Here is a 367-nt window from a genome sequence, read left to right on the forward strand (position 1 = left end):
CGAGCAGAAAAAACCTCTACAGGCTTGTAGCTCAGGTGGTTAGAGCGCACCCCTGATAAGGGTGAGGTCGGTGGTTCAAGTCCACTCAGGCCTACCAAATTTCTTCTCATGCTGCGTTATGCGCGCGGTCGTTTACCTGAGTAAACTTCCCTTCCGCATGCCTTGCCTGAAAAGAAATTGCATCCTTCTCCTGAAGAATGTAACTCGGTTGAGTGGTAGTAGTGGTCTCTGCAGTAACTGTATGGGGCTATAGCTCAGCTGGGAGAGCGCCTGCCTTGCACGCAGGAGGTCAGCGGTTCGATCCCGCTTAGCTCCACCATACCGTTTATCTGTTTTTTCTGAAATACCTCAGAGCATACCGGCGACG

At 51.8% G+C, this 367-nt stretch carries 2 tRNA genes; both read left to right on the plus strand.

Annotated elements, in window-relative coordinates:
- The first annotated feature begins 20 nt into the window (after positions 1-20).
- Positions 21-97: transfer RNA gene (locus FOV68_RS23910), tRNA-Ile, on the plus strand.
- 146 nt (positions 98-243) lie between these two features.
- Positions 244-319 (plus strand) — tRNA-Ala (locus FOV68_RS23915).
- Positions 320-367 lie beyond the last annotated feature (48 nt).

This window comes from Pantoea sp. paga (genome assembly GCF_007558755.1).
GTDB lineage: Bacteria > Pseudomonadota > Gammaproteobacteria > Enterobacterales > Enterobacteriaceae > Pantoea > Pantoea agglomerans.